The following is a 26,703-nucleotide window of genomic DNA, read 5'->3' as shown; positions in this document are numbered from 1 at the left end:
TCATTCCCGCCCCATCCCGACCGGAGTTCCGATGTCGTTTTCGTTTTTGCCGGCGCGCCGCGCGCTGGCGGCCACGCTTACCGCCGCGCTCGCATTCGCGGGCGCGGTCATTCCGCAAGCCGCGCATGCGGAAGGCCGCATCCGCATCGCCGAGCAGTTCGGCGTCGTCTACCTGATGCTGAACGTCGCGCGCGACCAGCAACTGATCGAAAAGAAAGGGCGCAAGGCCGGCCTCGACATCAAGGTCGACTGGGTGCGCCTGTCGGGCGGCGCGGCCGTGAACGACGCGCTGCTGTCGGGCGCGGTCGACGTTGCCGGTGCGGGCGTCGGGCCGTTGCTGACCGTGTGGGACCGCACGCGCGGCCGGCAGAACGTGAAGGGCGTCGCGTCGCTCGGCAATTTCCCGTACTACCTCGTCAGCAGCAACCCGAGCGTGAAGACGATCGCCGACCTGAGCGCGAAGGACCGCATCGCGGTGCCGGCAGTCGGCGTGTCGGTGCAGTCGCGCGTGCTGCAGTATGCGGCCGCGAAGCAGTGGGGCGACAAGCAGTTCGACAAGCTCGACGCGCTCACGCAGGCGATTCCGCACCCCGACGCGACGGCCGCGATTCTCGCGAACAGCAGCGTGATCACCGGCCACTTCGGCAATCCGCCGTTCCAGGAGCAGGAACTGGCCGGCAACCCGAACGCGCACATCGTGCTGAATTCGTATGACGTGCTCGGCGGCCCGAGCTCCGCGACGGTGCTGTACGCGACGGAAAAATTCCGCGACGACAACCCGAAGACCTACCACGCATTCGTCGCCGCGCTGGCCGACGCCGCGCGGCAGATCGCGGCCGATCCCGAGCGTGCGGCTGATACGTATATTCGCGTGAACGGATCGAAGATCGATCGCGCATTGCTGCTGAAGATCCTGCGCAATCCGCAGGTGCAGTTCAAGACCGCGCCGCAGAACACGCTGCCGCTCGCGCAGTTCATGCATCGCACCGGCGCGATCCGCAACGAACCGAAATCGTGGCGCGACTACTTCTTCGACGATCCGGCGACTGCCGGCGGCAGTTGAACCGCGCCGGCGCTTCGACGCCGCGATCGACGCTTATGCGTCGGCGCGGTTTCGATATGCTCAATCGATGGTTGGTCCGCGCCACGCGCGGCCGTATGTTGATGCTTTCCCCGCAAGAGTCCCGATCGTGAACGCCAATTCACTCCGAACCTGGCTGCCGCCGTATGCGTCGCGTCGCGGTGCGTCGCCCGCCGCTCAGGCCGCGCCCGCCACGCCTGTTGCCGGGCAGTCCGGCCTGGACGACGCGCAGGCCGGTTCGCACAGCGAGCGCCTGCTGGCCATCGACCGCGTCAGCCTCGAATACCGGAGCGGCGCGCGGATCGTCCGCGCAACGCACCAGGTGAGCTTCGACGTGTACGGCAGCGATCGCTTCGTGCTGCTCGGCCCGTCGGGGTGCGGGAAGTCGACGCTGCTGAAGGCGATTGCCGGTTTCATCGAGCCCGTATCCGGTTCGATCGCACTCGACGGCAAACCCGTGCGCGGGCCGGGCCCCGATCGCGTCGTGGTGTTCCAGGAGTTCGACCAGTTGCCGCCATGGAAGACGGTCGTCGAGAACGTCGCGTTTCCGTTGCGCGCCGCCGCGAAACTGTCGCGTGCCGATGCGCGCGAGCGTGCGCTTCACTATCTCGACAAGGTCGGACTGAGTGCATTCGCCGATGCCTATCCGCACACGCTGTCGGGCGGCATGAAGCAGCGTGTCGCGATCGCACGTGCACTCGCCATGCAGCCGCGCGTGCTGTTGATGGACGAACCGTTCGCCGCCCTCGATGCGCTCACGCGCCGCAAGATGCAGGAGGAACTGCTGCGGTTATGGGACGAGTTCCGATTCACGTTGCTGTTCGTCACGCATTCGATCGAGGAGGCGCTCGTCGTCGGCAACCGGATCCTGCTGCTGTCGCCGCATCCCGGCCGCGTACGCGCGGAACTCAACAGTCACGAGCATTCGCTCGACAACGTCGATACCGGCGACTTCCGCGACAACGTCGCACGGATTCATCGCCTGCTGTTCGATACCGATGCGACCGGCGCGCCAACCACGGAGGCAACAGCATCGTGAGCACGATCGATCCGTCCCTGACGCCGCTGCCGCCCGTTCGCGCCGAGTACGAGCGCACGCTCGACACGCTGCCCGATGCCGAACGCGCGGCGCCGGCTCCGCTGGTGCGTCGCATCGTCGACGCCGGGTGGTTTCGCCGCAGCGTCATTGCGCTCGTGCTGATCGCCGCATGGGAAATCGTCGCGCGCATCGTCGCGAACGACCTGCTCGTGCCGACCTTCGGCGCGACGCTGGCCGCATTCGTGCAGGGCATCGAGTCCGGCGAACTGCTCGTCAAGACCGGCATCTCGATGTCGGTACTGCTGCGCGGCTATGCGCTCGGCGTGTTTTTCGCGTTCGTGCTGACGTCGCTCGCGGTGTCGACGCGCATCGGCCGCGACCTGTTGACGATGCTCACGTCGATGTTCAATCCACTGCCGTCGATCGCGTTGCTGCCGATCGCGCTGTTGTGGTTCGGGCTCGGCACCGGCAGCCTGCTGTTCGTGCTCGTGCATGCGGTGCTGTGGCCGCTCGCGCTCAGCATGTACACGGGCTTCGCCAGCGTGCCGGCCACGCTGAAGATGGCCGGGCGCAACTACGGCCTCACGGGCCTGCGCCAGATCGCGCTGATCCTCGTGCCGGCCGCGCTGCCGTCGATCCTGTCGGGCCTGCGCGTCGGCTGGGCATTCGCGTGGCGCACGCTGATCGCGGCCGAACTCGTGTTCGGCGCGAGCGCCGGGCAGGGCGGGCTCGGCTGGTACATTTTCCAGAACCGCAACGAGCTATATACCGACCGCGTGTTCGCGGGTCTCGCGGCCGTCATCGTGATCGGCCTGCTCGTCGAGAACCTCGTGTTCGACACGCTCGAGCGCGTGACCGTGCGCCGCTGGGGCATCCAGCACTGACGCGGCGGCGATGCGCGACCAATCCCGGCGCACGCATAACAAAAGCTGAAATCGGTTTTTCGCGCGCGCCGGATGCGTCCCTATACTTTGCGATGCCGCGATCGCGCCACGCCGCGACGCTTCCGATCTTCTCGCACAAGGATTTGCCCGATGACTGCCCGTGATGCCGTCGATCCGCGCGACGCGTTGCGCGACGCGCTCGCCACGCTGCCCGATGTCGCGAACGCGATCGGCCAGGATGCCGCGCAACGCGAAGCTCGCCGCGAACTGCCGTTCGAAGGCTTCGCGATCTTCCGGCGCTCGGCGCTGGGCGCGTTGCGGATTCCTGTCGAACGCGGCGGCCTCGGTGGCACGCTGGTCGATCTGTTCGACACGATCGCAACGCTGGCCGCCGCCGATTCGAATCTCGCGCACGCGCTGCGCATTCACTACGACCAGACCGAGACGCTGCGGCTCTCGCCGCGCACGCCGTTCAACGACGTGCAGCTCGAACGCGTGCTGGCCGGCGCGATCTTCGGCGGCGCGTCGACGGAACTCGGTACGTCGCGGCCGGGCGAGAACACGACCGTGCTGCGCCGCGACGGCGGGCACCATCGTGTGACGGGCCGCAAATACTATTCGACCGGCACCGCGTTCGCCGATTTCGCACGCATCAACGTGGAAGACGAGCAGGGCGACGCGCTGGCCGTAATCATTCCCGTCGCGCGCGACGGCCTGCAGGTGCTCGACGACTGGGACGGGATGGGGCAGCGCATGACGGCGAGCGGCAGCCTGGTGCTGGACGACGTGCAGGTGTTCGTGGACGAAGTGGCGCCGCGCGACGGATCGACGCTCGTCGGCCGTCATTGCGGCGCGCTGCGGCAGCTGCATCTCGTCGCGACGGGGGCGGGCATCGTGCGCAACGTGGTGGCCGATGCACGCCGCTACGTGCTCGAGCACGGACGCCCGGCACTGCACAGCCCGGCGCCGACCGCACGTGACGATCATTTCGTCCAGCAGGTCGTCGGCGAGCTGTCCGCGCACAGTCACGCGATCGACGCGCTCGTGCGCGAAAACGCGCGGGCGCTCGATCGCTCAGCCGATGCGATCGAAGCAGGCGCTGCCGACGCGGATGCGCTCGTGCTCGACAGCGCGCTCGCGACCGCTCGTACGCAGCTGATCGTCAGCAAGCTCGCGCTGCATGCGGCCGAGCGGTTGTTCGAAGTCGGCGGCGCGTCGGCGACGGCGCGCTCACACAACTTCGACCGGCACTGGCGCAACCTGCGCACGATCTTCAGTCACAACCCGCTGCTGCACAAGGCGCGCGTGATCGGTGACTACACGCTGAACGGCGTGACGACGCACCTGACCGAAGGGCGCGTGTTCTGACCGCGCCGCGGCAGGCTTGCGCGGCCGGACGTCAGCGCCGCAAGCCGGCTTCGCGCAGCAGCGGCAGCACGCGCTCGCCGAAGAAGTCGAGATCGGGCCTGAAGTCGTAGAAGCTCAGCTGGATGCCGTCGATGCCCGCGCGGTGCAGCCGCACGATGGTGTCGGCGACTTCGTCGGGCGAGCCCGTGATCGAGATGTTGCCGCCGATCGCGCGCGCGGCGGCCTGCGAACGTTGGTCGAAGCCGCCACGCCACGCATGCGCATCGCTGTCGAAACGGTGGAAGCTGCCTTCGTCCGCATGCGCGACGATCGCGTCGCGGTACGCGCGCGCCTCCGCCGCCGTCTCGCGGCAGATCACGAGCGGATTGAGCAGCGTGCGGATCGTCCGGCCGTGTGCGGCGGCGGCCGCCTTCACGCGAGCGGTATGCGCGGGCAGCACGTCGATCGCGCGTTCGGCGTCGGGGCCGGCCGGGCTCGTGACGAACACGATGTCCGAATAGCGCGCCGCGAACTCGATGCCGGCGTCGGAGCCCGTCGCGTTGATCAGCAACGGGCGGCCGTAGCGCGGCTTCGGCGTCACGAATGCGCCGCCCAGGCGCCAGCTCGACAGCGCCGGCGTATAGCTGAAGTTGTCCGGTTGCGCCCACAACTGCTGGACCGCATCGAGGAATTCGGCTGCCAGCTCGTAGCGGCGGTCGTGCTCGATCCGGTTCCAGCCGAACATCTCGTGCTCGATCGCACGGTGGCCCGTCACGACATTGACGCCCCAGCGCCCGCGCGAGATGTGATCGAGCGTCGCGGTGAATTTCGCGAAATGCAGCGGGTGCCACGGCCCGTAGAGCACGTGGCTCGTCGCGACGAGGATGATCCGCTCGGTGCGTGCGGTCAGCGCGGCCAGCGTCATGAACGAGTCGAGCGCCTGACCGTCGAACACGCCGCCGTAGCCGCCTTTCGGCAGCCATTGCGACAGCGCGAACACGAGATCGAAGCCGAGCGCCTCGGCACGTGCGACCAGGTCGGCGTTGTAGTCGAACGTCCAGTCGGTCGTGCGCGGCAACGTCGATGCACTCCATCCGCCGGCCTGGATCGGCAGGAACAGCCCGAGCATCAGCGGCTGCGCGAGCGCATGCGACACGGGGCTGTCGGGGAAATCCGCCGGCGAACGGACGTCGACGAACGGCGACGGCACGAGCTGGGCGGCGAGGGATGGATCGCTCATCACGGGTTCCTTGCTGAAAGGTGCGACGCGACTCATGGGGCTGCGGTGCCCGATGCGGCGGCAAGCGGAGCAGGGCGCGTCATAGCTTGCCCGGCCTCGGGTCGGGCACGAAGCCGTCGCGGTTCGGCATCTGCACGTGCGGCAGCGTGCGTACGTCGAGCCGGGCGTCGCCGGGCACGATGCCGTTCAGGTGGAGAACGTACGCGGTGACCGCATAGACGTCGTCCGCGCTCAGCGATTGCGGCGCGTTGTACGGCATCGCACGGCGAATGTAGTCGAACAGCGTCGTCGCGTAGGGCCAGTAGCTGCCGACCGTCTTTTTGGGTTTCGCGCTGGCGAGCGAACCGATGCCGCCGACGAGCGGATCGCCGACGCCGCCTTCGCCGCCGGCGCCGTGACACATCGCGCATTTGTCCGCGAACACGTGGCCGCCGCGCGCGACCGTGCCCGCACCGGGCGGCAGGCCGCTGCCGTTCGGCGCGACGTCGATGTCCCACGCGGCGAGCGCCGCGCGGTCGACCGGCTGCCCGAGGCCGAAGCCGGCGCCGAACGCGCTCGACGTCATCGCGCAGGCCGCCAGCAGGCAAGCGAGCGGCTTACGCATTGCGCACCTCGCCGTCCGTGCCGACGCGCCAGTTCTGGATGCCGTTGTAGTGGTACTGCGAGTTCAGGCCGCGCGCGGCGACGAGCGCGTCGCGGGTCGGCTGCACGTAACCCGTCTCGTCGGTCGCGCGGCTTTGCAGGTCGGCCGGCTCGCCGCGCCACACCCAGTCGGCTTCGAAGCGCGTCAACGCACGGTCGCGTACGTCGCCGGCGAGCCGTGCGGGGCGCCACGTGCGACCACCGTCGGTCGATACGTCGACCGAGCGAATCCGGCCGCGGCCCGACCACGCGTAGCCGCTGATCGGGTAATAGCCGTGCGCGGCGAGCCGATGGCCGGCCGACGGCCGCGTGATGACCGACTTCGCGTCCATCTCGAACACGAACTGGCGCGCGCAGCCGTCGGACAGCAGATTCGTGTATTTCGACGTTTCCTCGCGAGTCATCTCCGGCGCCCGCACCAGCTTCAGCCGTCGCAGCCACTTGATGTTCGTGTTGCCTTCGAAACCCGGCACGATCAGCCGCACCGGGTAGCCGTTCTCCGGCCGCAGTCGTTCGCCGTTCTGCGCATAGACGACCAGCGCGCGCTCGAGAATCCGGTCGAGCGGCAAGCTGCGCGTCATCGCCGCGCCGTCCGCGCCTTCGGCGAGCAGCCAGCGTGCGTCGGCATCGATGCCCGTTTCATCGAGCAGCGTCGACAGCCGGACACCGGTCCATTCGCAGCACGACAGCAGCCCGTGCGTGAACTGAACCGGCAGCCCGCTCGGGCCGTTCCATTCGCTGCCGGTGTTGCCCGAGCATTCGAGGAAGTGGATCCGAGATTCGGACGGAAAACGCAGCAGGTCGTCCAACGTGAAGACGCGCGGCTCGCGCACGAGGCCGTGCACGACGATGCGATGACGCTGCGCATCGATGTCCGGTACGCCCGCGTGATGACGCTCGTAGACGAGCCCGTTCGGCGTGATGTCGCCGAACAGGTCGGCGAGCGGCGTCATCGACGAGCCGGAACCCGGTAGCGCGGGCGATCGGGCGCTGCGACGGATCACGTCGCGCTCGTGCTGCCCCGGCACGCCGTACGGTGGCGACAGCAGCGGCGCACCGGGCGCGCGCGTCCACGGCGGCACATCGAGCGGCTGGCTCGCGAGCGCACCGCCGGCAGGCAGCAGCGCCGCCGCCCAGCCGCCGGCGAGCTGGCGCAGCGCCGTGCGCCGACCGCTTCGCGGTGCACGGGGAGGAAAGCGGGAATCGGTCATGGTCGAACGCAGGTTACGCGCGGGAGCCGCGCGCAGGGAAACGAACATTCTCGGCAACCGGGCGCGGCGCGGCAAACAACGATTCCCGCTTTGCTTATTGCGCTTATCGCGCTGCGCCCGCTGCGCGTGCCGTCAGAACTTCACGCGCAGCCCGCTGACGAACGCGAGCTGGCGGTTCGTCGACGACGCGCTGCCGATGTTCGAGATCGCCGCGATCTTGCGATAGCCGCCTGACGTGGCCGTGCTCGCATCGCCGGCCGCGAGCTGGTAAATGCCCGATACGTAGATATCGGTGCGCTTCGACAGCGCGTAGTCGAACCCGAGCGTGAACTGGTGCCAGCGCGGCTTCAGCGTCTGGCCGCCGGTGCCCGGCAGGCCGCTCGCGCGCCCGTCGGTGAACGTATACACGCCGATCAGCGTGGCGGCCGGCGTGACCTGGTAGCGCGCGTTCACGTCGTAGTTGTTGAACTTGCGCGACGAGCCGTCGACATAGTTGAGCTGCGTGTGGCTCCATGCGAAGCCGAGCGTCGCACGGCCGAGCGCGTAGTTCGCGCCGAATGCACCGATCTGTTGCTTGAGCACGCCGCCGTTCAGCCCGTAGAAGAATGCGCCGCTGTAGTCGTTGCCGGTGGTCGAAGTAGCGCCGCCCACCGCGCCGCTGGTGTTCGACGTCGAGTTCGGGTGGTTGAACCGCACGTAGCCGCCGCCGACCGACAGCGGGCCGTTCACATAGTTCGCCGACGCGCCCCACGCGTTGTTGTTCGAGAAGCCGGTACCCGCACCGCCGTTTGCCTGGTTGCTGAATGCATAGAGCAGGTCGGCCGTGAAGCCGGCGATCGTGTCGCTGCGGAATTTCACCGCGTTGTTCAGCCGGAAGCTCTGGTTCAGGTTGTCGTTGTCGCCCACGTGCGTGGCCGGCGACCAGAAGCCGGCGCCCGAGTACTGCGCGACGAGGTCGGTGATCGGCTCGTACTGGCGGCCGAACGTCAGCGTGCCGAGACCCTTCTTGCCGAGGCCCACGTATGCGGAGCGGCCGAACAGGCGGCCGCCCTGGCCGAGCCCGCCATCGCTCGGGCGGAACCCGCCTTCGAGCGTGAAGACCGCCTGCAGGTCGCCACCGAGATCTTCCGCACCTTTCAGGCCCCAGCGGCTACCGCTCAGCTTGCCGCTCGTCTGCTGGATGTTGCTTGCGCCGCCCTGGTTGTTCGTGTACGCGATGCCGGCGTCGACGACGCCGTACAACGTGACCGAACTCTGCGCGTACGCACTGACCGAACCGATCGAAACCAAACCCAGGACTACCGATTTTTTGATCATGACTATCCTCTGTTTTTTATGGGTACATCTGCGAGGATCACGATGCTATTGACGACAGGCGCGCCGACGAACGGTCGATCCGTGGTTTGTAAATCGCAGCGCGTCCGATTTGTAATGTGCGTTGCCGCCGGCTCGGCATGTCCGCCGCGATCGCGTCCGATGCGCACGTTGCGGCGAATGCATCGATTGAACGGCGTACGCCGGGCGCCTCGAACCCGTGCACGCCGTCATATCGATCGATGAAATCGTTCGATGTCCGCATCGCAGGCGGCCGCGCTCGCGATGTTTTTACGCAACGCCGCACTGTGCGGCGAACCACCGATGCGCTAAGCGTGCGCGCATATCGATTCCGCAAAACGTTGGTAGGGCCGCCCGGCGCGTGACGGTAGAGTCTGGCATCCGGTCGCGGGCCGGCATGCGCCGGGAACCGCAGCGCACGCATGCAGCGCACGCATGTGCGCGTTCATCCCGGTTGGATGGATCAACGAATACAGGAGCCGTTTGACATGAGTCGCGATGTGCTGTTTCTGCTGGAACCGGGCTTTGCCGATCCGAAGCATCCGGGCCAACGCTTCGTCTGTCCGCACGGACTGTCGATCGAAGGGCTGCTGGCGAGCGCGCCCGATCGTACCGGCCGCCTCGACGTGAAACGCGTCGGCTTCGACCGGCCGCGGCCCGCGGTGATCGACGCGCTCGACGATGCGCACCAGGGCCTGCCGGTCCTCGTACTCGGTCGCGACCAGCCGGCGCCGGACGACGCGCAGACGCTCGGCGACGTGCGCTTCGTCACCGACGCGCGCCGGATCCTCGAACTGCTGGCCGAACGCCACGGGTTTCCGGCGCTGCATTGACGCGACGATTCCAACGACTCATTCGATCGACAGGAGCATCCGATGTCGTCAATCTCGGTGGCACGCCGCCGCCTGCTGCTCGCCGGCGCCGCGGCCGTGGCGGCGCCCCTGGCCGGGAGGTCCGCGTTCGCGGCGCCGGCCGTCAACACCGATCTCGCCGGCACGACGTTGCGCGTCGCGACCTACAAAGGCGGCTGGCGCGCGCTGCTGCAGGCGGCCGGGCTCGGCGATACGCCGTACCGGATCGACTGGCGCGAGCTGAACAATGGCGTGCTGCATATCGAGGCGCTCAATGCAGACGCGCTCGATATCGGTTCGGGTAGCGAAATACCCGCGGTATTCGCCGCGCGCCAGAAAGCCGACGTGCGGTTCATTTCGCGCGTGCGCGAAGACCTGAACAACCAGGTCACGCTCGCGCGCAAGGACACGCCGATCCGCACCATCGCGGACCTGAAGGGCAAGCGCGTCGGTTACGTGCGCGCGACGACGTCGCACTATTTCCTGTATCGCCAGCTGACGGAGGCTGGCCTCGGTTTCGACGATATCCAGCCGATCAACCTGTCGCCGACCGACGGGCTGTCCGCATACGATCGCGGCGACATCGACGCGTGGGCGATCTACGGCTACAACGGCCAGCTCGCGCGCAATCGCTACGGCGCGCGCGTGCTGAAGACGGGGAAGGGCTATCTGTCGGGCAATTTCCCCGTGTATGCGAATCCCCGCACGCTCGACGACGCGCGCCGTCGAGCGGCCACCGGCGATCTGCTGCTGCGGTTCCGGCATGCGTATGCGTGGGCGAACGGGCATTTCCGCGACTACGCGCTCGCGCAGAACCGCGAGACGCGCGTGCCGGCTGCCGATCTCGTCACGATGTTCGACCAGCGCAGCGAAGACTTTGCGCTACTGCCGGTGACGCCCGACGTGGTCGCGCAGCATCAACAGGTCGCCGATGTGTTCACCCGGATCGGCGTGCTCGACGGGCCGGCCAACGTCGCGCCGTTGTGGGATACGTCGTTCAATTCGGTGGTTGCGGCAGGGTAAGTCGGTGCCGCAGGACGATGCCCCCGTGAACGGGGCGATGCTTCAGGCTCGACGCGGACAGTGCCGAGCGATACGGCCTGGCGGGATCAGGAGAACGTCGTCGCGACCATGATGCCGAATACCAGCCCGAGCGCGATTCCGCTGAGCCGGCCGTAAATCGATGCGCGAACATTGTCGTCGAGCACGAAAGGCGAGCGCTTGTGCTTCCAGATCGTGCTGAATGCCACCGGGCGGCTGAGCAGCGCGATGCACGCTATCAGCACGGGCGTGGCGACGAGCATTGCGATGCGCTGCCCGTTCCAGTCGACACCGTGCATCGCCAGCGAAACCAGCGCGGCAAGCGGCACCTCGACGCACAGGCCGAGCAACGAGCCGCTGACGAATGAATCTCCCGGGGACTGGAACATGATCGGTCCTGGCGTGCGAATAAAATCGGCGCCCGGCTCGGGCGCCCGAAAGAAAATACCGTGGCCGTTGCCTGCGGCCGGTCGACCGTGCTCGGCATCAGCGAGGATGACGGCCGGATGGTAAGGCAAATTGCCGGCCGGTTGTCGGTCATTCAAGCTATTTAACAAATGTTCGGCGGAGTGGCGTGCTTTTATCCCACATCGGGATACCGCGCCGTGGTAATAATCGGGCATCGTGTTGCCGTGGGCAGCGCCGGTGCGACCGACGAGCAAGATATGTCGCTGAAATCGACACCGCATTGACGCACCCGTTGCAGTGCCAACGATGCCCGAATCAGAACGGAAACCGGGCAAACAGTAAATCATGCGGGGTTAAATTGATCGGCGACCAAATCGGGCTCGACAGTGCATACAACGCCTACCTCCGGGAAAAGTCCGCAAGCGCCGGACTCGCGCTGAGTCGCGCGCTCAGACTCTCGGGTCACGCGGAGGAAGCAATTCGCGTGGTGAAAGAGCTCGCGGATCGAGTCGAAGAACCATTCTTGCGCGCGCAGATCGGCATCGACATGAACTATCTCGGCCTTTTCGCGCAGGCCGAAACGCTGCTGACCCAGGCCCTCGGCGAGCTTCACCACGAACCCGACCTCAAGGTCCTGAGGGTTGAGCTCGCGATTTCGCAATATGCTCAAGGTCGCTTTCGTGAAGCCCACGCCCTGAGCCGACGGCTACGCGATGCATGGGGGCGGGCCGCTATCGTTTCGAATATCTATCCGGGCAATACCATCGAGTACGAGAAGGTCGTCGGCAAGTTGCTGCGATTCGACGAATCGGTCGCGGGCAAGCGCGTCCTCATCATTCAGGAAGGGGGGCTGGGTGACGTGATCATGTTTTCCCGGTACTTGCATCTCTTGCGGGATGAAGGTGCGCTGGCTGTCGTCTTGCAGGCACCGGACACGCTGGCGCCGGTATTTTCCGCCGTGGACTGGATCACGATCGTTGCGGACGCCCGCAGTGCAATCGACCAGAGCGATTGCATCATCTGTACCTTCGACCTCTTTGCCCGATATCAGACGACGCCATACTTTCCGGGCTACAGCGGTTCGTACGTGCAGGCGCCGGCCGGCCGAGCATTGCCGCCCCGTGTTGCCGACATTTTCAGGAATCGACGCCAGGGGGTTCGCGAGATCGGCCTGATCTGGCGCAGCAACACCGCGGTGCGCCACGAACCCTACCGATCCATCTCCCTGGAGCAACTTTCGTCATTGTTCAGCGCGCCGGAGAGCCGCTTCCACGCGCTGCAGTTCGGCCCGCTTACCGACAATGAACATGCAGTGCTCAATAAGCACGGCATTGGTGTCATTAGTGACGAATTGAGCGATCTCGGCGACACCGCCGTCGTCTTCAATGCGCTGGATCTATTGATTACGGTGGACACCGGACCGGCCCACCTCGCTGGCGCACTCGGACGGCCGGTATGGGTGTTGTTGTCGGCTGCCTGCGATGAGCGCTGGTACAACAGCCATCGCGATACACCGTGGTACAGGTCCATGCAGTTGTATCGACAAGCCACATTGGGCGACTGGAGCAAGCCGATATCGGAGATGGCAGATGCGTTGTCCGGCGACGATGCAATCTGGTAGGCGCGGCCGCTTTCGACCATAGCGGACTCGTCGACGTTGGCAACTGTTCGTTGTCCAAGCAAAATGGCCGCCATATCAAGACTGTCTCTTTTTTTTTGTGATTGATGACCGGGGCACGGATGTCGTTTGATGAGGAATTCAATAGCGTTGCCTCGCAGGCTCGCGACGCAGAGGCGGTCGGGCAGTTCGACCGGGCAGCGGATCTTTTCCGGGTTCTCTTCGAAAAATATCCCGATAGCGATACCGTTTTTCGCCCCTACGTGGATGCACTGCTGCGCTTGGGGCACACCGGAAAAGCACTCGAAGCCTGCGATCGCGCCATCGCTGCGACGCCTGTATCGACCATGCCATGGCAAGACAAGGCGCTGATCTGTTTCAATCACCTGAACGATCGCGCCGCTGCCATCGCCAGCCTGAAAGCGGGCGTGGACGCGTTTCCATCGAATGCCGAGTTGCATCTGATGCTGGCCGACGCGAGTTTTCAGGTGCTCGACTTCGATGCTGCGCGCCTGCATGGCGCGAAGGCGGCCGAATCCGGCGATCCGGGGATCGTATTGAGGGCGCGCCATCGATTCCTCGACGATCACGAAGGTGCCGTCCAGATCGCCCGCGCCATCCTGGAACAGTACCCGGCGGATCTCGGTACGCTGGTGCAGTGCGGCATCTCTCTCTACCTGCTGGGCCGCCTGGAGGAAAGCCTGGGCTATCTGTATCGGGCCGCCGAACAGGATCCCTACCGAGGCGATGTTCTTTTTCCGCTGGCGAATCTGCTCTTGTTGCTGGGTGACACGAAAGCAGGCTGGCGTCGCTACGAAATGCTCGCGGATCTTGTGCCGCTCGGCAGCGGCCCCGGCGTATTGACCATCCATCACGATCGTTTGTGGCGCGGACAGCCTCTCGCGGGCAAGCGCCTGCTGGTGATCAGCCATCTCGGCCTCGGCGATTGCCTGATGTACGCACGCTACGCTCGAACCCTGAGGGCAGCGGGCGCCCATGTCACGCTCTGCGTCAAACCGGAGCTGATGCAGCTTCTGCACGACCTCGACGGTGTCGACGAGCTCTTGAGCGCCTGGCCCATCGAGACCTGGGGCGACTACGATTACTGGATATTCGAGAACTTGTTGCCTGCGAGACTGGGTGCGATCGAAGGCGAGGTGCCGACCTATCGGGACGGCTATATCAAGCTGAAGGCCCCGGATGTCGACAAGGCGCGGGCCGACCGCCGCCGGGCATCCGATCGGCTGCGGATCGGTTTGTGCTGGGACACGTCGCCGAATTACTTTGCGGGGCGCGCTCGCAGTCTTGCGCCGGAAGATCTCCGGCCGTTGGCCGAGATTGAAAACGTCGACTGGTTCGTGCTTCAGAAGCATCCGCTCGAGCCGGATTTCGTGTCTCGCAGCGGACTGTCGATTCTGAATCGATCGGATGAATGGAACGATCTTTACGACACGGCTGTATTTGCGGCATCGCTGGACCTGACCATCTCGATCTGCTCTGCGCCCGTGCACCTGGCCGGCGCGCTGGGGCTACCGGCGTGGGTCATGCTCGGCGCGCCGGAGTGGCGCTGGGGCGCGCGCGGCGACACGGGGCCCTGGTATCCGCACATTCGTGTCTTTCGTCAGGCGACCCCCGGCAACTGGCGGAGTGTCACCGAGGCTGTGCGCGACGCGCTGGAATCGCAACGCGGTGTCCTGCGTGGAGCCGATTGACGGGCAACACGGCGCGTCGCATTCGTCGCGAGCGATGCGTGCGAAGGTCGATAAATTGATTCGTCCTGCTGTCGCATGGCGATGAAGCGACCTTCATTACCTCGTGATAATTGATTGCGCGCGCAAATAATGCAGCCGGACTGATGCAAAACCCGGACTACGCGTTATTGCACCGCACGCATGCGTCAGGCGGCGAAGATCCGGCGTTGGTAGTCGAGGATCAGGTGATCGATATCCTGGTCGGCGCGTCGCGGCCCGCTTTTCGGCTCGAGCCAGAGCCACCGCATCATCCGGTAACGCGCCTCGACGCACATCAGCCAGGCATCCCAGTCCGACCAGTGGCGCAGCAACGGGATATTGCGAATGTCCCGCAATCCGTCGCGGATCTCGTACACGTGGAAGTGCCGGCTCGCTCGCTGGCTCAGTTCGTCGAATGCGCGTGCGGCTTGCTCCGGGTCGGACAGCAGAAAGTCGTGAATTTCGATGATCACGTGGCTGCCGGAGAGCTGTTCCAGCAGCGTATCGTCGAACAGGTCGAACTCCGCGCCCTCGATATCGCACAGGACGACCCGGTCAGCCGGGGCGCCACCATGCTCCGAGAGTATCGCCGGCAGGTTGCGATCGGCCTTGCCGTAGACGGCGACGCGATCCGCCAGCCCCATCTCCGCGGCGCGGTGCTGGATGGCCAGGCGACGCTGGTCGTCCATCTCGAAGCACAGGCTGCGGGCAAAGACGTTGTTCCGCACCAGGCCGATGCCGAAGATCCCGTCGGCAGCCCCGAGGTCGACCAGCACCTTGTCGGGCGAGCCGAGCGCTTCCAGAATCGCGCACACCGCGATTTCATAGGTGCCGAGCAGGTAGCCGCCGACCGCGACCTCCGCCCAGTGACTGAAGCCGATCGGATAGCCGCGAAGAATGCCGTACTGGACGATCGAACCCGTTTGTTCACGCAGCAACTGCGACAGATAGTGCAGACGAAGATTCGCGGCCTGGATCGAGCTCTGGTTGAAGTATTGCGCGTGGTCCATCTATTTGTTCTCGCTGGGTGAGCAAACGCGTCGGAGAATGCGGCGACGGCGGGACGCCTTCCGCGGATGCGAGCGCGTCGTCCTGCCTCGGACGAGAATATAACGCGTTGTCGGCACGCTGCCAGCACGGCGTGAACCAGAAGATGCCGGGATGCGTGCGGAGGAGGCAGCGCAATGCCTGGATTACCTCATCGGCCGCCCGGATCCCATACTCCAGCGCGCCCTCGAAGTAGCCGATGCATTCAGTCGCCGTCTCGGTGCCGGCCCAATGAATGCGGCGACGCGGTGAGACATGGCGGCAAATGAGGGAAGGGCGGCATTGCAGCCGGCGCGACCGAGCACGACCCTGTGGATGTCAATCCGCCCAAGGAGCAATGTCTGCCGATCAACCGCCTGAAAATCGCAGGCGGTTGATCGACACCGGTCCGTCATTCGCCCGAGCGTCGCGTGACCTCGTTCGGATTACCTTCCTCCGGAGCGAAGTACTGCTACGCGATCACCAGGCGTTGGACGGGCTCACACACGCGCCGTCAGTTCACCCCGACCGCACTCCAGGCACGCGCGACCGTCGCGCTTTCCGCCGAGTTCGCGCCATACAGGTCGTTCGCCGCCTGGATCGACGCACGTCGCGCGTTCGGGTAGCTCGAGTTGGCGTTCAGGTATACGGTCAGCGTCCGGTACCAGATCTTGCCGGCCTTTTCGCGTCCCAGGCCGCTGAAGGTCGTATCGCCGTTGCAGACCAGTTGCGTCCGCGACAGGCCGGTGTCGGTCGACGGTACCGCCGGGCCTTCCGACAACAGGTAGAAGAAGCGATTGCCGACGCCCGACGTGAAGTGCGGATCGTGGCGCGGATTCGACCATGAGAAGCCGCCGGACGGGTAACAGCTGAACGACCGGCCGTCGAGATCCTGCTTGTACATCTTGCGCAGGCCGCCGCTCACCACACGTGCGCCGATCACGTAGTTGCCGGGATCGTTCGGGTTGTTCGCGTAGTACTTCACGAGCGTGCCGAAAATGTCGGACGTCGATTCGTTCAGGCCGCCCGCGTCACCCGAATAGTTCAGGTTGGCGGTGGCCTCGGTCACGCCGTGGCTCATCTCGTGCCCGGCGACATCGACCGAAACGACCGGTTTCGGCAGGCGGGTGCCCGGATCGCCGTCGCCATACACCATCACATGCGACGACAGCCATGCCGCATTCGCGCCGGTCGTGCCGCTGCCGGTGTTGAATACCACGTGAGCGTAGCTCTTCACGCCGCGGCCGTCGTTGAAGATGCCGTTGCGGTTGTGCGTCGTCTTGTAGTAGTCCCAAGTCAATGCCAGGCCATAGTCGATATCCGCGGCGACGGTCTGCCGGTCGGTCGTCGTGTTGTTGCCCCACACGTTCGTGCTGCTCGTGAAGATCGGCAGGTCGGTCGCCTGCTCGACATCGTCCGAGCTCAGGCCGCGACCATCGTAGACCGAACCGCTGCCGCGGCTCGGATCGAGCATGCGGTACGCGTTCGTGCCGGTCTGGTCCGTAGTGAGCGACAGGTTGCCGTAGTACAGCGAGCGGCCGGTGCCGGTCGCAGCGGCAGTCTTGATCAGGTCCTGCGCGTCGAGCACGGTGCCGGTGCGCGCGTCGACGTAGTACAGCACCGCATCGCCGTGCGCATCGGTTGCCTTGCCATAGACGCGCACCGCGTAGGCCAGAACCGGTGCGGCATCGCGTGCGAACACGACGAGCTCCGCGTCATCGACGCGGCGTACGTCCGAGTCGAAACGCGCGGCCGCGATGCGTCTGGCCTTGACCGCGCCGACGTCGGGTGCGTTGCGTACCACCGAGCGGTTCCCGACCTTGCCGATCGTGGCGGCGAGATTGATCGGTGCGAGCTGGGTCAGGCTGGCTTGCTTCAACTGCCCCTTGCTCGAATGGACGACGACGTCGCCACCGATCACGGGCAGGCCCGCGTAGAAGCGATCGAAGCGCACGTGCTCGGTGCCGTCGGGATCGACGATCACGTCGCGTACCTGGAACTGATCGCCATCCGCCGGTGCGTTCGCTTGCGGCCCTGCGAACTTCAACGTCCGTGCAGTGCCGCCGAAGGCGAGGCTGAAGGCGGACGGGTTCTGCTGGATCAGTTGCAGCGCCTTGTCGACCGCGGCCGACTGGTCGCCGGCCTGGGCAAAAGCACTGAGACTCGCGACGGTAATCGCGGTGATGGGCAGCAGTCGAGACAGTTTCTTCATGTAATTCCCCAGATTATGAATGGGTTTGTTCGAGGAATGAATCAAGTGAAGACTTCGATATAAGACATGTCGCGAACAGCAGAGGCATGCTAGAGGGTGGTTTGTATAATTACAAGATATTTATAAAGATATTAATTTCCCATGTCTTCGGCACCAATCAAGTCATGATTTGGTGAGAAATTTGAAATAATTGCGTCGGCTTCGCCGAAGATATTGATGAAATCGTGTCGATTCAGAGGGATTGATGCACTTCATGAAACCCAGCGAAGAACGGGCGAGAGCGAGATGGCGACGCGAGGCAGAGTTAAAGGGAGGATTGGAATTTCATTCATTGAATACTGATTTGAATTGCTTTGATTTGGTGTGTTTCGTAAAAATCAATAATGCCGACGATATTTTTGCTTTGTGATGGCGGGGCGTCAGGCTCGCGGTAAACGTCTTTCGAGACAGTCGCAGAGGATCGATCGCGGCTTGGTACTGGCCGGGATCGAGTGCGGATTCAACCCATCGATGCAACACGCCTGAGGCTGCATAGCAGCAAGGAGTGTTGCAATGAAACAGAGGCGGCGGATCTACGATACAGACAGCCAGAAGGCGTTAGTGCGGGAGTGCTGGCGCAAGGGCGAATCGCTGCAGCAGATCGCCCAGCTATTTGATCGGAACCATTCCTCGATACAAGGGATTCCGGCCGAAATGGGCGGCATACAGCCAAAGCAACGGTGCCGTTCGAGCTTGGCACTGCCCACTGCCTAGCGGGAGGAGATCTCGCGCTCAGTGGTTGCTGGCGATTCGGCTCGCACGTGCTCCGTCCACCATTAGCCGCGAGCTCAAGCGGAACGGCGGTATGCAGGGCTATCGGGCGAACAATGCTGACGAACTTGCGTGGGAGCGAGCCCGTCGCCCCCAAGTCTGCAAGCTCGTCAGGAACCGGGAACTCGCCCAGGTCGTGGCAAGCAAGCTCAGGCAGGTGGCTCAATGAGCGTCCTCGAAGGACGCTAGACTTCGATACACCGCCTGAGCGCTTTCATCAATTCGTCGCATCGACGGGTTGAATCCGCACCGGGAAGCTGCCGGTTCGAGTCCATCCGAGCGTGTTAATCATCACACAGCTTGGCATTCGCCGGGACCGTGGCGTAACCTGTAGGCCGTCGAGATACCCGCGCTAAAATGGATCGAAGGGTAAAAGCGCCGCTGGTGTCTAAAATCAATCGGCAACAACACTCGTCGGACGAAGCAGAAGCTCTGCCGGTTCCGACTAATCAGCCGCGAGGGGCGTTTGTGGCGATGCTTTTTTGATAGCATGCTGGCGAGGGAACTGCGGGAGGCGGGTATATTTGCCAATGCCTGAATTCAAATTTCGACGAGGATCGAATGGGGCTGAAGGCAAATCAAAAACACAATTTTGGAGAGAGAAGCAGCATGCACGTTCAACGCCGAAGCAATTTGCTGCAACGCAGCATCAACAATGCGTTTGAACCAGCATTGCGCAATATGCAATATGTCGAGGGACGCCTGCGTCCGTTCGCGATCGTCGCCATTATCGGCTTTCCGCTCTATTACTACATCTGGCACGAAGTCTTTCCGCAACGCTACGAGAATCTATCGCTGCGGCTCATCGGATCGATACTCTTTCTGCCCGTCTTGTTTCATCACCGATGGCCGGCTGCCGCGCGCGGGTTTCTGCCCTACTATTGGTACGCCGTTATTCTCTATGCCCTACCATTTTTCTTCACGTTCATGTTGTTGAAAAATGACGGCTCGCAGGTTTGGGTCGAGAGCACCTTGATCGCCGCGTTCGTGGCGGTGCTGCTGCTTGATTGGCTCATGCTGCTACTCAGCTTCGTCGCGGGCGTCAGCTTGGCCGTCGTCGCGTATTGCCTGACTACGGCTCCAGTTCATCTCGGCACGCCTCATTTAGCGCATCTCGCTATCCTTGCGTTCGCAATCCTCATCGGTGCCGTGGCCAACTACGACACTGCACGCATTCGATTCGAGCAAGAGCGCGCGATGGTCGCCACCGCGGGCAGCGTCGCGCATGAGCTTCGCACGCCGCTCCTGGCGATCCGTGCCGGCGCAGCGGGACTAAGCCGCTTTCTGCCTCAGCTTCTCGCCAGCTACGACCTCGCGCAGCGCAGCGGCCTTCACATTCCGAAAATCCGCGTTGCGCATCTATCGTCGATGCAAGGCGTACTTGAACGGATCGAACAAGAGGCTTTGCTGTCGAATTCGGTCATCGACATGTTACTCGTCAATGCGCGTTTTACCGGCGGCTTCAATCAAAGGCCCGAGCGCTGCTCAATCGCGCGCTGCGTTGAAACGACCCTGCATCGCTACCCGCTCCGCGGAGTCGAGCGCGACCAAATCCGCTGTGATCTCGGTGACGACTTCGAGTTTCAAGGCTCGGAGACTCTGATAGTACACGTGCTGTTCAATCTCATCAAAAACGCGCTGCGCTCGTTGAGCGGCATCGACAATGGCAACATTTCGATTCGGCTCACCACCTCGGAGCAGACGAACCGTCTCGTGTTTCGTGATAACGGGTCGGGTATCGAGCCCGACGCGCTGCCTCACATCTTTACGCGCTTTTACACCTCTTCGGTGATCAACGATGACGTCTCGCTCGGCGCCGGGATCGGATTGGCCTTCTGTCGTGATGTTATGCGGGCAATGGGTGGAACGATCGAGTGCACGTCGACGAAGAACGCGTATACACAGTTTGTACTGACCTTTCCGTTGGCCTAATGATCATGATCGAACCCTTCGCATTCCCGACCACGGTCGGCTTCATTGACGACAGTGCATCCTTTCTCGCCAATCTGAGCTTGCAGCTCGACACACAATTGGCATTTCGCTTCTTCCATTCGGCAGAGCGCGCGATCAGCGTTATCAACGACGAAGCGATCCAGCCGCTCGCCGCCGAAGACTTCCTCTGCCGCTATCACGATCGGACGGAACAGAGTGACGCCCACGAGGTGATCGCAATTCGGATCGACGCGATCCGACGCCAAATGCACAACGCGCGGCGATTCGAGCGGACGTCGGTTGTCGTCGTCGACTATGACATGCCAGGCATGAACGGCCTGGAAATCTGCCGGCGCATCGCCAATCCGGCCATCAAGAAGATCATTCTTACTGGGAAGGCCAATGAACAGTTGGCCGTCAAGAGCTTCAACGAAGGCCTCATTGACCGGTTCATTCGCAAACAGGACGTTCACGCCGTTTCCGTCCTCAATGAAGCAATCGACGAGCTGAAGCGCGCGTATCTGCACCAGACGCAACGCACGGTCATCGAAGCGCTCGGCTTGTCCGAGTACCGGTTTCTGGTTGATCCAGCATTCGCTGCAAAAGCGTCGGAAATCTTCCGCGAGCTCGGCGTTGTCGAGCATTACCTGTCAACGCGCCCGACGGGGCTCGTGATGCTCGATAGTGCAGGTACGCCTTATCTGCTACTCGTGCATACCGAGGAGGCGCTGCGCGCGACCCGCGAAATCGCCGTCGAGCGTGGCGCGCCCGCCGCGTTTCTCGCCGAGCTCGACAATGGTCGTCATGCGCCTTACTTTCCCGATTCGGAGGGGTACTATCCGGTCGAGTGCACGTCGTGGCAGCCGTACATGCATTCCGCGACGGTCGTGCGAGGCCAGCAAGTCTACACGTGCAGCGTCATCAAGAATCCGCCTGGCCTCGAGCTGGGTTCCGTCGTTTCCTACGACGACTATCTCGAGCGCCTTGATCAACATATAGATGTGAAAGGGGATTCACGGGCGTGAATCCCCGGGGCTATGCGATGACGCGTTGCTTACACTGCTTGCCGCATGACCTCTATCCGGTCGATCGTGGCTGTGCTGGCGTACATCCGCCGTGTTGACGGCCAGTCATCGAGCTCAACCTCATCGCGAATCGCTTCGCAGGCTTGGGCGATCCGCCGCAACTCGTCGTGCGTCAGTCCGGCATGGATGGACAGACGAATTAGCGCGCGGTTTTTCGCCGTGGCAGGCGCACAGAAGACCGACCCGAAAATGCCATGCGATTCGAGCGCGTCGCGTAGTTTGATCGTTCGTTGCTCCGTGCCGGACTCGAGTGCGATGATTTGAGTTTGACTTCCGTTAAGGTTATAACCGAGTCGCGTGAGTTGCTCGCGCAGGTACCGTGCATTTTCCGCGACCTGCGTGCGCCGCCACGTTTCCTTTTCGATCACGAGGATCGTGGCCTCCAGGGCGGCGGCCTCATGCGGAAGCAATGTCGAACTAAAGATCGCCGGACGCGATTCGAATTTGAAGTATTCCTGAAATCGGCTCGAGCAACTGATCACACCCGCGCGGCCAGCGAACGCTTTTGCGAGACTCGCCGTGCGGAAGTGCACATGATCCGTCAGCCCCAACTCGACGACGAGCCCTGCGCCATCCGGCCCATGCGTGCCAAGCGAATGTGATTCGTCGACGACAATCACGCAGCCGGCCGTGGTTGCCACGTCGACGACGTCGGCCAACGGACAAACGCTGCCGTTCGTGCTGTAAATCGAGTCGACGACTACGATGCCAGGTCCGTGTCGACGGATTTGCCGCACGAGATGGTCGACATCGTTATGGGAAAAGGCGACCGCTTTCGCGCCTGAGCTTTGCACGCCTTCCCATAGCGACATATGGGCCATCATGTCGAGGTATACGGGCGTTTCAGTGGAAGCGATTGACTGAAGCAAGCCGGTATTCGCTGCATAGCCGGATTGACAAAGAATGGCTGATTCCGAGCGCATGAAACGGGCGAACCTGTCTTCGAGCTCAAGCAAGGGACATGCGCCGTGCAGAAATATGCCAGACATCAACATTCCATTGCCCTCCGCCTTTATGCTTGCGCACATCGATTCGAGGATATCGGGGTGACGGGCAATCGACAAATAATCGTTGCTCGACAAATGCAATGCGTCTGGGCCAGGCATACGTCCTCGCATGATATGGCCACCGTTCCAGTTCCCTTGGACGCGTTCGCGATAATAGCGTGTGACACGCTCGGCCACGAATGCCGGAAGCGATACTCCACCGACGTTCGACTTGGATTTCCCTTCGTAATGTTCGTACACTTTAAGCTCCTTATGGTCAACTGCACGGTTGTGCAGCGCTGCATAATGAGCCACCTGCTTTTCATATAAAATTTACGATACTCTTGACTAGGTGGTGCCCTCTATCCTTTCTGAATCGTAAAATTCATGCCATTAAAAAAACTACTCATCCTTCGTATAAGAAAGTGATGGACTGAAAAATATTGTTCGACGAGTATCTGGAATATTTATGTGACGCAGTCAGGCTTGGCGATCGCCGTGCCGGATTCGTCGACAATTGCCGAGGGGCCCATGTTGTTCGTCAAGTCGTAGGGGGCCGACTTGGGTTGATATGTGGTACCGTCGCGCGGCGTGGCGAACAAGGCGTCGCTGCGCGGCCGTGCCAGCGCGATGAGCACTTGGTCGTGGCGTCGCCCTTGGTGGATCTTGCGCGCGTAATAAGCCCGTGAGATGTGCGCTCGCAAGGCTGGTTGGTGGAGAGGGGCGTCCATTCCATTAACGCCGTGAAGAGGCGCAAGGCATGCATGAGCACCTTGTTGCCGCTGTGGATGGAAGTTCGCCTCGATAGGCGAGTGAGTCGGAGAACCAATGGAACTGCGCTGGCAGGACGCCTACCATCAATTCAATGCTGCGGAAAATGAGCAGCAGCTCTTCCAGCGGATCGCCGCGTATTCGAAGTGCCTGGGCTTCGAGTACTGCTGTTACGGAATCCGGGTGCCGCTACCCGTGTCGAAATCGACCGTCGCGATCTTCGACACCTATCCGGACGGCTGGATGGCGCACTATCAGGCGCAAAACTACATCAAGATCGATTCGACGGTCCGCGATGGCGCGCTTACCACCAACATGATCGTCTGGCCGGACGTCGACAAGATCGCGCCAGGCCCGCTGTGGGAAGATGCGCACGAGGCCGGGTTGTCGGTCGGCGTCGCGCAGTCGAGTTGGGCCGCGCGCGGCGTGTTCGGCCTGCTGAGCATCGCGCGCCATGCGGATCGCCTCACGCCTGCCGAAATCAACATGCTCACGCTGCAGATCCACTGGCTCGCGAACCTGTCACATTCGCTGATGAGCGGCTTCATGGTGCCGAAGCTCGCGCCAGCGGCAAGCGTCGCGCTGACGGCGCGCGAACGCGAAGTGCTGTGCTGGACCGCCGAAGGCAAGACGGCATGCGAGATCGGTCAGATCCTTGGCATCTCGGAGCGAACGGTGACTTTTCACGTCAACAACGTCCTCATGAAACTTGGCGCGACCAACAAGGTGCAGGCGGTCGTCAAGGGTGTCTCGGCGGGGCTCATCGATGTGTTCTGATGGAGGCGAGGCGCTTGGGTGCCGAACGGTGCGACTGGAGCAGCCTCGTCAATCGCCGGACACGGTCACCCACTCAAACTAGCGGGCAGGCATAAGACTGAACCGCCCCGGATCTTGTGGAGGCTCGGATTCTCGAGAAAATCCAGCCATGAACAAGAAGGCAACCAGATTTTCCCCGGCGGTCCGGGAGCGCGCAGTGCGCCTGGTACGCGAGCAGCGTAGCGAACATCCGTCGATGTGGGCGGCGGTCGAATCAATTGTGCCGGCGACCGGCGGTACACCGCAGGCGCTGCGACCCTGCCGAACCGAACCGGGTCGCGCAGCGCCTCCGTCTACCGTTCCCGCTACGGCATCAACCGATCCAGCAGTGGCGAACTGAAGACCCGCTGCGGGTCGTAGCGCGCGAGCGTCTCGCGCGCCGCATCCCAGTTGCTCGCGGCAGGCTGCCCCGCGCTTTGCAGATTCGGGATCGTGGTGGCGAGCATCGTGTCGTCCTGCCATGCGGCGGTGTCGGTGTAGGCCCAGCCCTTCGACCATTCGGGACGCACCGTCGCATACGCGCCGCTGTAGTTCGACAGCATCCACTGCTCGATTTCGCGATAGAAGTGGTCGGCGGCCGGCGTGCCCGGCAGCGTCAGGATGTCGAACCAGACCGCGATGTCCCATTCCGGGTGGTCGGGCCGCGGCTTGAGCGCGGACAGCGTGGCGACCGCCGCGCCGGCGCCTGCATCGGCGGGCTTGTCGAGCCCCGTGATGCGGATCTCGACGGGACCGTTTATCGGATATTCGCCGCGCGCCTTGTACGCGTCGATCCGGTTCTGATAGAACTGGACGAACTCGCTGACCACGCGCTGCACGTCGGCGCGCCGCGCGAGCACCGCATAACCGTTCGCGGTGACGCGCAGCGTCGTCGGACGAATGTACTGCAGCACGGTGCGCGACCAGCCCCAGATGTCCGCGCTGAGCGTGAGGGCGAGGCCGGCGGTCGTGATCGCATATTGCGTCTGGCCGAACAGCGGTGTCAGCGCGCCTTCGCCGCCGATGATGATCCGCTTGACGAGATCCGACAGCGATTGCGGAATCGAATCGGAGAACGGGTAGTTGTACGGCTGCGTGACGGGGCGTGACAGCAGCGGCTTGCTGGGCGTCGGGGTCCAGACCTTGAGCCACGGGCACGTTGTGAACGGGAACCAGATCGCCTCGAGCCGGCCCGCCCGATCGAGGAACGACGCGACGGTGCGGCCCTGTCCGGCGTTGGCCGAAAACAGTTCGGATGCCGGAATGTCGATGCGGCTCTGGCAGCGCAGCCGCTGGTTCGGGCCGACCATCAGCGTGACCTCGACGACGAATGCCCGGCCGATGTGCGTGAGGAACGCGCCCATGTCGGGATCGCTGCGCTGGAACGTGCGCAACACGTATTGCCGGCTGGCGGGATCGAACACGACCGCGGTCAGCGCGAGCACCAGGTTGCTGAGCGAACCGTAGGTGTGGCCGGGCTGCAGGGTTTCGCCGACCGCGGGCGCGGCGGTGCCGTGTGCGTCGATCGCGAGCGCGCCGCCGAGCGTGATGTCGCCCGGCGCGGGCACGGCGACGAAGCCGAGCCCGTAATCCTCGAGCTTCGCGAGCAGCGTTTCCAGCGAGATGCCCGTTTGCGCGGTGACGCGCGCCGGGCGCGCCGACGTATCGACGGACACCGCGGTCAGCGATTGCGTCGTGTCGAGCAGCACGACGTTGGCGGGGGCGGCGCCCGGATCGAGCGTCAGCGGCGACCAGTTGTGCATGTGGCCTCGCGCGCGCACCCGGTAGCCGTTGGCGCGCGCCCAGTTGACCGTCGCGACGACGTCGTTGGCGGAGCGCGGCGCGGCGGTCCACACGTCCTGCACGACGATCTCGCCGCTCCAGTTCTGGAAGGCCTGCTTGTAGAGCGGGATGTCGGCCGGGAAGCCGGGCGGCGTCGCGCTGGCCGACGCCGCGTGCGCGGCGACCTGGTAGATCGGCGTCCAGCCGGCAACGACGCCGGCCGCCGCGAGCTTGGCCATGTCGGCGAGGAACGCGCGACGCGGCGTGGGTTCGTCTCGGAAATCGTGATTCATGCTCTGCTCCAATGCTTGGAATTGTTTTGAGGATCGAAGGCAACGCGTGGCGATTGCGGATGGCGCCGTTTCAGCGGAATGGATGCACATGACGAATCGCGCGTTGATTGACCGGAATTTGAAGCGATGCATCGCGAATATCCCGCGGCGTGTCACCGTGGTGATTCATTCATGACGGGATGGCTGCGGAGAAACTCGGCCGGCGCGGGTGTGCTGACGCTATTTCAGGCGCGCACCGGATAATGACGTATTTTCAGGGTGTCGTTTTCACGTTTTTGGATGGTTGAATAAATTTTGAAATGATTTCAAATATGTAAATGGTTCCGTGATTGCGGCGAGCAAAGGTTAGCAATTTGTCTTGGCTGCGGCAATTGATTTGGTGCTGGAATAAAGTTTTGGGTTGGTGGTAAACTCAACCACCTGATTTGGATTATTTCATTTGAGATAATATTCAAGGAGACTGTTTCCGGTGTGCTCCATGCAATGACGATGTCATATTCATCGGAAATGCTGTCCGTGTCGTCCATTCGTGCTGGCGCGAATGAGTGAATCCACGGCTGGCGGCCGTCTGGCGCCCACGTCCG

General features: G+C 63.5%; 21 protein-coding genes and 3 pseudogenes. 13 read left to right on the top strand and 11 right to left on the bottom strand.

Annotation, left to right across the window (positions count from 1 at the left end; genetic code table 11):
- The first annotated feature begins 31 nt into the window (after nt 1-31).
- From AC5LXX_RS33400 to AC5LXX_RS33385, 4 genes are all read left to right on the top strand, one after another.
- Nucleotides 32-1,063 (top strand): ABC transporter substrate-binding protein, encoded by a 1,032-nt coding sequence (locus AC5LXX_RS33400; protein ID WP_493413501.1) that lies wholly within the window; start codon nt 32-34, stop codon nt 1,061-1,063.
- 67 nt (nt 1,064-1,130) lie between these two features.
- Nucleotides 1,131-2,120, top strand: coding sequence for an ABC transporter ATP-binding protein (locus AC5LXX_RS33395; RefSeq protein WP_493413500.1), 990 nt, complete (start codon nt 1,131-1,133; stop codon nt 2,118-2,120).
- Nucleotides 2,117-3,004 carry an ABC transporter permease gene (locus AC5LXX_RS33390; RefSeq protein ID WP_493413499.1) on the top strand — a complete coding sequence of 296 codons (888 nt, stop codon included), beginning with the start codon at nt 2,117-2,119 and terminating at the stop codon, nt 3,002-3,004. Before AC5LXX_RS33395 ends, AC5LXX_RS33390 begins: the two co-directional genes overlap by 4 nt.
- 150 nt (nt 3,005-3,154) lie before the next feature.
- The gene (locus AC5LXX_RS33385) at nt 3,155-4,372 is read left to right on the top strand and encodes an acyl-CoA dehydrogenase family protein (RefSeq protein ID WP_493413498.1); all 1,218 of its coding nucleotides are present in this window, start codon (nt 3,155-3,157) and stop codon (nt 4,370-4,372) included.
- A gap of 31 nt (nt 4,373-4,403) precedes the next feature.
- On the opposite strand, the gene AC5LXX_RS33380 is transcribed toward AC5LXX_RS33385, so the two are convergent.
- The 4 genes from AC5LXX_RS33380 to AC5LXX_RS33365 all read right to left on the bottom strand — a co-directional run bounded on the left by AC5LXX_RS33380 (nt 4,404) and on the right by AC5LXX_RS33365 (nt 8,761).
- Nucleotides 4,404-5,591: an LLM class flavin-dependent oxidoreductase gene (locus tag AC5LXX_RS33380; RefSeq protein WP_493413497.1), complete on the bottom strand. Its 1,188-nt coding sequence runs from the start codon at nt 5,589-5,591 to the stop codon at nt 4,404-4,406.
- A 79-nt stretch (nt 5,592-5,670) separates the two neighbouring features.
- Nucleotides 5,671-6,195: a c-type cytochrome gene (locus AC5LXX_RS33375; RefSeq protein WP_493413496.1), complete on the bottom strand. Its 525-nt coding sequence runs from the start codon at nt 6,193-6,195 to the stop codon at nt 5,671-5,673.
- On the bottom strand, nt 6,188-7,444 hold the full coding sequence (soxC, locus tag AC5LXX_RS33370; protein ID WP_493413495.1) for a sulfite dehydrogenase: 1,257 nt from the start codon (nt 7,442-7,444) through the stop codon (nt 6,188-6,190). The genes AC5LXX_RS33375 and soxC overlap by 8 nt, the downstream gene beginning before the upstream one ends.
- Before the next feature lie 132 nt (nt 7,445-7,576).
- On the bottom strand, nt 7,577-8,761 hold the full coding sequence (locus AC5LXX_RS33365; protein WP_493413494.1) for a porin: 1,185 nt from the start codon (nt 8,759-8,761) through the stop codon (nt 7,577-7,579).
- Between the two features lie 506 nt (nt 8,762-9,267).
- Here AC5LXX_RS33365 and AC5LXX_RS33360 point away from each other — a divergent pair.
- A complete protein-coding gene (locus AC5LXX_RS33360) occupies nt 9,268-9,612 on the top strand; it encodes a DUF3088 domain-containing protein (protein WP_493413493.1) in 345 nt (114 codons plus the stop codon).
- Nucleotides 9,613-9,654: 42 nt separating this feature from the next.
- The gene (locus AC5LXX_RS33355) at nt 9,655-10,653 is read left to right on the top strand and encodes an ABC transporter substrate-binding protein (RefSeq protein WP_493413492.1); all 999 of its coding nucleotides are present in this window, start codon (nt 9,655-9,657) and stop codon (nt 10,651-10,653) included.
- Nucleotides 10,654-10,739: 86 nt separating this feature from the next.
- On the opposite strand, the gene AC5LXX_RS33350 is transcribed toward AC5LXX_RS33355, so the two are convergent.
- Entirely contained in the window at nt 10,740-11,294 is a 555-nt protein-coding gene (locus tag AC5LXX_RS33350; protein ID WP_493413491.1) for a hypothetical protein, read from the bottom strand.
- Nucleotides 11,295-11,437: 143 nt separating this feature from the next.
- On the opposite strand from AC5LXX_RS33350, the gene AC5LXX_RS33345 reads away from it, so the two are divergent.
- A complete protein-coding gene (locus tag AC5LXX_RS33345; protein WP_493413490.1) occupies nt 11,438-12,700 on the top strand; it encodes a glycosyltransferase family 9 protein in 1,263 nt (420 codons plus the stop codon).
- Between the two features lie 119 nt (nt 12,701-12,819).
- Entirely contained in the window at nt 12,820-14,409 is a 1,590-nt protein-coding gene (locus AC5LXX_RS33340) for a tetratricopeptide repeat protein (RefSeq protein ID WP_493413489.1), read from the top strand.
- A gap of 185 nt (nt 14,410-14,594) precedes the next feature.
- Here AC5LXX_RS33340 and AC5LXX_RS33335 read toward each other — a convergent pair whose 3' ends face one another.
- From AC5LXX_RS33335 to AC5LXX_RS33325, 3 genes are all read right to left on the bottom strand, one after another.
- Complete coding sequence (locus tag AC5LXX_RS33335) at nt 14,595-15,437, bottom strand: hypothetical protein (protein WP_493413488.1); 843 nt, start codon at nt 15,435-15,437, stop codon at nt 14,595-14,597.
- Nucleotides 15,355-15,741, bottom strand: coding sequence for an FAD-dependent oxidoreductase (locus tag AC5LXX_RS33330; protein ID WP_493414329.1), 387 nt, complete (start codon nt 15,739-15,741; stop codon nt 15,355-15,357). The genes AC5LXX_RS33335 and AC5LXX_RS33330 overlap by 83 nt, the downstream gene beginning before the upstream one ends.
- 226 nt (nt 15,742-15,967) lie before the next feature.
- Nucleotides 15,968-17,665, bottom strand: coding sequence for a M4 family metallopeptidase (locus AC5LXX_RS33325; protein WP_493413487.1), 1,698 nt, complete (start codon nt 17,663-17,665; stop codon nt 15,968-15,970).
- A gap of 552 nt (nt 17,666-18,217) precedes the next feature.
- Here AC5LXX_RS33325 and AC5LXX_RS33320 point away from each other — a divergent pair.
- The 3 genes and pseudogenes from AC5LXX_RS33320 to AC5LXX_RS33310 form a co-directional block, all read left to right on the top strand.
- Nucleotides 18,218-18,632: pseudogene (locus AC5LXX_RS33320) on the top strand (IS30 family transposase); the annotation flags it as partial.
- Between the two features lie 404 nt (nt 18,633-19,036).
- Entirely contained in the window at nt 19,037-20,407 is a 1,371-nt protein-coding gene (locus tag AC5LXX_RS33315) for a sensor histidine kinase (RefSeq protein WP_493413486.1), read from the top strand.
- Nucleotides 20,408-20,412: 5 nt separating this feature from the next.
- Nucleotides 20,413-21,432: a response regulator gene (locus tag AC5LXX_RS33310; protein ID WP_493413485.1), complete on the top strand. Its 1,020-nt coding sequence runs from the start codon at nt 20,413-20,415 to the stop codon at nt 21,430-21,432.
- A 29-nt stretch (nt 21,433-21,461) separates the two neighbouring features.
- Here the strand turns inward: AC5LXX_RS33310 and cqsA are convergent, their stop codons facing one another.
- Together cqsA and AC5LXX_RS33300 are read right to left on the bottom strand one after the other, a co-directional pair.
- A complete protein-coding gene (gene cqsA / locus AC5LXX_RS33305; RefSeq protein ID WP_493413484.1) occupies nt 21,462-22,793 on the bottom strand; it encodes an alpha-hydroxyketone-type quorum-sensing autoinducer synthase in 1,332 nt (443 codons plus the stop codon).
- A gap of 236 nt (nt 22,794-23,029) precedes the next feature.
- Nucleotides 23,030-23,185: pseudogene (locus AC5LXX_RS33300) on the bottom strand (IS110 family transposase); the annotation flags it as partial.
- Between the two features lie 121 nt (nt 23,186-23,306).
- Here AC5LXX_RS33300 and AC5LXX_RS33295 point away from each other — a divergent pair.
- Nucleotides 23,307-24,026 (top strand): autoinducer binding domain-containing protein, encoded by a 720-nt coding sequence (locus AC5LXX_RS33295; protein ID WP_493413483.1) that lies wholly within the window; start codon nt 23,307-23,309, stop codon nt 24,024-24,026.
- Nucleotides 24,027-24,174: 148 nt separating this feature from the next.
- Nucleotides 24,175-24,318, top strand: a pseudogene (locus AC5LXX_RS33290) (IS3 family transposase); the annotation flags it as partial.
- Between the two features lie 52 nt (nt 24,319-24,370).
- Here AC5LXX_RS33290 and AC5LXX_RS33285 read toward each other — a convergent pair.
- Nucleotides 24,371-26,119: a cholesterol oxidase substrate-binding domain-containing protein gene (locus tag AC5LXX_RS33285; protein WP_493413482.1), complete on the bottom strand. Its 1,749-nt coding sequence runs from the start codon at nt 26,117-26,119 to the stop codon at nt 24,371-24,373.
- Between the last annotated feature and the right edge of the window lie 584 nt (nt 26,120-26,703).

It is taken from the genome of Burkholderia torrens, from assembly GCF_984668525.1.
The sequence above is the reverse complement of the archived record's forward strand: the minus strand, read 5'-3'. Positions and strand labels throughout refer to the sequence as shown.